Annotated in this window: 1 protein-coding gene; it reads left to right on the forward strand. The window is 53.1% G+C overall.

Translation table 11 applies throughout. The annotated features are described in order from the left end of the window. Positions 1–213, forward strand: a 213-nt coding sequence (locus tag AMS66_RS16950) for a TCP-1/cpn60 chaperonin family protein (RefSeq protein ID WP_330219324.1), incomplete at both ends; no start/stop codon positions are given.

The raw sequence follows: 213 nt of genomic DNA on the forward strand, positions 1-213 counted from the left end.
ACAAACTGGCGTAGGCTTCAACGCTGCGACTGGTGAGTGGGTTAACATGATCGAAGCGGGTATCGTTGACCCTGCGAAAGTAACACGTTATGCATTGCAAAACGCTGCTTCCGTAGCAGCAATGTTCCTGACTACTGAAGCGGTTATCGCTGACAAACCAGAACCTGCAGGCGCTGCTGGAATGCCTGACATGGGCGGTATGGGTGGAATGGG

The sequence above is a fragment of the Paenibacillus xylanivorans genome (assembly GCF_001280595.1).
Lineage (GTDB): Bacteria > Bacillota > Bacilli > Paenibacillales > Paenibacillaceae > Paenibacillus > Paenibacillus xylanivorans.